The sequence below is a fragment of the Oleiphilus sp. HI0079 genome (assembly GCF_001635105.1).
Window position 1 is genome coordinate 1 of the sequence record NZ_LWFT01001243.1, and the last position, 1,045, is coordinate 1,045.

The 1,045-nt window shown below is 50.8% G+C and carries 1 protein-coding gene; it reads left to right on the forward strand.

What is annotated here, in order from left to right:
* On the forward strand, nt 1–1,036 hold a 1,036-nt coding region (locus tag A3750_RS21920), incomplete at its 5' end, for a BCCT family transporter (protein ID WP_068548825.1).
* Nucleotides 1,037–1,045 lie beyond the last annotated feature (9 nt).

Consider the following 1,045-nt stretch of genomic DNA (forward strand, 5'->3'; position numbering starts at 1 on the left):
ATTATCACTTGCTTTCTTTTGTTATAACAAAGGCTTGCCTCTCTCTATTCGCTCTGTTTTCTACCCTATTCTCGGTGACCGCACTTGGGGTTGGCCGGGACACATTATTGATATTCTTGCGGTACTCGCCACGCTATTTGGTCTTGCTACTTCGCTAGGCCTAGGTGCCCAGCAAGCCGCTTCAGGCATTCAGCATGTGTTTGGCATTGAGGCCAGTATCGGCTTACAAATCACGGTCATTATTGGTGTCACTTTGCTGGCCATCATTTCGGTTGTGCGCGGCCTTGAAGGCGGGGTCAAAGTACTTAGTAACGTCAACATGGTGATTGCATTTGCCCTACTGACACTGGTTGCCTTAATGGGCGCAGCTGTCGCATTGGGCTCGATCCCGACAACACTCATGGCGTATATCGAAAATATTATTCCTCTGAGCAACCCGCATGGTCGTCCTGATGAAGCATGGTTCCAAGGCTGGACTGTATTCTACTGGGCATGGTGGATTTCATGGTCCCCTTTCGTAGGGATGTTTATCGCACGTGTATCAAAGGGCCGCACGATTTGTGAATTCCTTGTAGCCGTTCTGGCAATCCCGACGCTTGTCACTGTGCTTTGGATGTCTGTCTACGGTGGCATGGCCATCGATCAGGTAGCAAATAGCATTGGCGCTCTGGGAACAGACGGCCTCAAATCGGTTCCGCTTGCGATGTTCCAGATGTTTGATGCCTTAAGCATGGGGCACGTGCTTTCAATGATTGCGATCGTTCTGGTGCTCGTATTCTTCATCACTTCGTCTGATTCCGGCTCACTCGTTATCGACAGCATTACCGCTGGCGGCAAAATTGATGCTCCGGTTCCACAGCGTATTTTCTGGGCAACCATCGAAGGTGCTATCGCTGCCGCGCTGCTTTGGATTGGCGGCACAGAAGCGATTCAAGCCTTGCAAGCCGGTGCAATCTCAACCGGTTTACCGTTTACCTTCGTACTGCTGTTAATGTGTGTCAGCTTGGTAATGGGGCTACGAACCGAGCCGCGCTAAGTCACTGAA